Raw genomic sequence first — 3,259 nt, 5'->3', positions numbered from 1 at the left:
GCCGACCCGAAGCTGCTCGTCGTCTCGCAGCCGACCTGGGGCGTCGACGTCGGCGCCGCGACGCAGATCCGCGGCGAGCTGCTGGCGCTGCGCGACAACGGCTGCGCCGTGCTCGTGGTGAGCGAGGAGCTCGACGAGCTGTTCGAGATCTGCGACCGGCTCGTCGTCATCGCCCAGGGGCGCGTCTCGCCGAGCATCCCGGTCGCCGCGGCGACCACCGAGCAGATCGGCGAATGGATGAGCGGGTTGTGGAATGCCCCTACGCTCCCTTCGGTCGCTGCCCCCCGAGGGGGCGCGTTTGCGGACCGGGAGACCCGGATCCGCAAACCTCCCGAAGCGGGTCGTGCTTAAGCTCGAGGCCCGGCCCGAGCCGTCGCGGGCGATGTCGCTCGCCTCGCCGCTGATCGCCCTCGCGATCACGGTGGCGATCGGCACCGTGCTGTTCCTGCTGCTCGGCAAGGATCCGGTGCGCGGCCTGGCCGTGTTCTTCGTCGAGCCGGTGCGCAGCTTCTACGCGCTCACCGAGCTGGCGGTGAAGGCGACGCCGCTGCTGCTCATCGCCCTCGGCCTGGCGGTCTGCTTCCGCTCCAACGTCTGGAACATCGGCGCCGAGGGACAGTTCATCGTCTGCGCGATCTTCGCCGCCGGCGTGGCGATGCAGGCGACGCCGGCGAGCGGGCCCTGGTTCTTCGTGCCCGTGCTGCTCGGCGGCGTCGTCGGCGGCATGGCCTGGGCGGCCATCGTGGCGCTGCTGCGCGACCGCTTCAACGCCAACGAGATCCTGGTCAGCCTGATGCTGGTCTACGTCGCCGAGCAGCTGCTCAACTACCTGGTCTACGGGCCGTGGAAGGACCCGGCGGGCTACAACTTCCCGCAGACCATCACCTTCCTCAAGTCGACGCAGGTTCCGAAGCTGTTCACGGGCTTTCGAGTCAACGTCGGCGTCCTGATCGCCCTGGCGGCCGTCGTGGCCTTCTGGATCCTGCTCTTTCGCACCTACGCGGGCTTCCAGCTGCAGGTCGGCGGCCTGGCGCCGGCGGCGGCGCGCTACGCGGGCTTTTCCTCGCGCAAGGCGCTGTGGAGCGCGCTGCTGCTCTCGGGCGGCATGGCCGGGCTCGCCGGCGGCCTCGAGGTCGCCGGGCCGCTCGGCCAGCTGACGCCGCACGTGCCGGCCGGCTACGGCTTCGCGGCCATCATCGTCGCCTTCGTCGGCCGGCTGCATCCGCTTGGCATCGTCTTCTCGGCGATCCTGATGAGCATGTTCTACATCGGCGGCGAGCTGGCGCAGTCGCGGCTCGGCTTGCCGAAATCGCTGACCGGCGTGTTCCAGGGCCTGCTCCTCTTCACGCTGCTCGCCTGCGACACGCTCATCCACTACCGGCTGCGCTGGCAGTCGGCGCGGGCGCCGTCCGCCACGGCGACCCCTGCGCCGACGGCCGGCCCGGCGGCTACCTGATGGACAGCTTCGCCCTCCTCGTCGCCGCCACGCTGAATTCGGGCACCGTGCTCGCGTTCGCGGCGCTCGGCCTGCTCATCAACGAGCGCGCCGGCATCGTCAACCTCGGCGCGGAGGGCATGATGCTGGTCGCGGCGATCGCCGGCTTCGCCACCGCCGTGCACACCGGCAACGACTGGCTCGCCTTCGGCGCCGGCGCCCTGGCCGGCGCGCTGCTGGCAGCGGCCTTCGGCGTGCTCGTCATCTGGCTCAACACCAACCAGTACGCGACCGGCCTGGCCCTCAGCCTCTTCGGCGCCGGCTTCTCGGCCTTCGTCGGCATCCGCTACACGCAGGAAAAGCTCGGCGAGCACAACGTCTTCCAGATCCCCGTGCTCGCCGACCTGCCCTTCGTCGGGCCGGCCTTCTTCCGCCAGCACCCGATGATCTACATCGCCATCGCGCTGACGGCGGCGATCGCCTGGTTCCTCTACCGCTCGCGCGCCGGCCTGGTGCTGCGCGCCATCGGCGAATCGCCCGAGTCGGCGCACGCGCTGGGCTACCCGGTGCGGCGGATCCGGCTCGCCGCGGTGATCGTCGGCGGCGCGCTCTGCGGCGTCGCCGGCGCCTACATCTCGGTCGTCTACACGCACCTGTGGGTCGAGGGCATGACGGCCGGCAAGGGCTGGATCGCGCTCGCCCTCACCACCTTCGCGACGTGGCGGCCGGCGCGCGTCCTGCTCGGCGCCTATCTCTTCGGCGGCGTCACGATGCTGCAGCTGCAGCTGCAAGGGCAGGGCGTGCAGTTGCCGAGCCAGTTCCTGACGATGCTGCCGTACCTGGCGACGATCGTCGTGCTGGTCCTGATCTCGCGCAACGCCGCCTTCATCCGCATCAACATGCCGGCGTCGATCGGCAAGCCGTTCTTCCCGGGATAATCGTTTTCCACCCGGCCACATCCCCACCCTGGAGCCCTCCATGACCCGACTCACGAAACGGTCCTTCGTCCAACTCGCCGGCTGGGGCGCCATCGCCGCCCTGACGGCGCTCGCCGGCTGCAGCCGCGAGGAGAAGACGACGACGACGACCACGCCGGCCGGCGCCTCGACCACGACGACGACCACCACCGCGACCACCTCGACGACCGTCGGCGCCTCGGCACCTGCCGCGGCCGGCGCGGGAGCGGCCGCCGCGAGCGCGCCGCTGAAGATCGCTTTCGCCTACGTCGGCCCGGTCGGCGACGGCGGCTGGACCTTCGCGCACGACAACGGGAGGAAGGCGGTCGAGAAGGAGTTCGGGGCCCGGGTGCAGACCTCGTTCGTCGAGAAGGTGCCCGAGGCGGCCGACGCCGAGCGCGTCTTCCGCGACATGGCGGGGCAGGGCAACAAGCTGATCTTCGGCACCACCTTCGGCTACATGGAGCCGATGCTCAAGGTCGCCGCCGACATGAAGGACGTGAAGTTCGAGCACGCCACCGGCTACAAGCAGGCCGACAACATGCGCACCTACGACTCGCGCACCTACGAAGGCGCCTACATGGCCGGGATCATCGCCGGTGCGATGACGAAGTCGAACTCGCTCGGCGTCGTCGGCTCGATCCCGATTCCCGAGGTGATCCGCAACATCAACAGCTTCACCCTCGGCGCGCAGTCGGTGAACCCGAAGGTCAAGACCCGCGTGGTCTGGGTGAACGAGTGGTTCAACCCGCCGAAGGAGACGGAAGCCGCGCAGTCGCTGCTCAACGGCGGCGCCGACGTGCTGTTCCAGAACACCGACTCCTCGGCCGTGCTGCAGACGGCGGGCAAGGCCGGCAAGTACGCCTTC

The 3,259-nt window shown here is 70.1% G+C and carries 3 protein-coding genes and 1 pseudogene; all 4 read left to right on the top strand.

Annotated elements, in window-relative coordinates; genetic code table 11:
* Positions 1 to 351 (top strand): annotated as a pseudogene (locus tag AC30N0_RS00090) (hypothetical protein); the annotation flags it as partial.
* Complete coding sequence (locus AC30N0_RS00085; RefSeq protein ID WP_489515906.1) at positions 344 to 1,456, top strand: ABC transporter permease; 1,113 nt, start codon at positions 344 to 346, stop codon at positions 1,454 to 1,456. The pseudogene AC30N0_RS00090 and the gene AC30N0_RS00085, both read left to right, overlap by 8 nt.
* Positions 1,456 to 2,373, top strand: coding sequence for an ABC transporter permease (locus AC30N0_RS00080; protein ID WP_489515905.1), 918 nt, complete (start codon positions 1,456 to 1,458; stop codon positions 2,371 to 2,373). The genes AC30N0_RS00085 and AC30N0_RS00080 overlap by 1 nt, the downstream gene beginning before the upstream one ends.
* 40 nt (positions 2,374 to 2,413) lie before the next feature.
* The coding region (locus AC30N0_RS00075; RefSeq protein ID WP_489515904.1) for a BMP family ABC transporter substrate-binding protein at positions 2,414 to 3,259 on the top strand (846 nt) is incomplete at its 3' end.

Source organism: Rhizobacter sp. (assembly GCF_031412495.1).
In the GTDB taxonomy this organism is placed as follows: domain Bacteria; phylum Pseudomonadota; class Gammaproteobacteria; order Burkholderiales; family Burkholderiaceae_C; genus Schlegelella_A.
The sequence above is the reverse complement of the archived record's forward strand: the minus strand, read 5'-3'. Positions and strand labels throughout refer to the sequence as shown.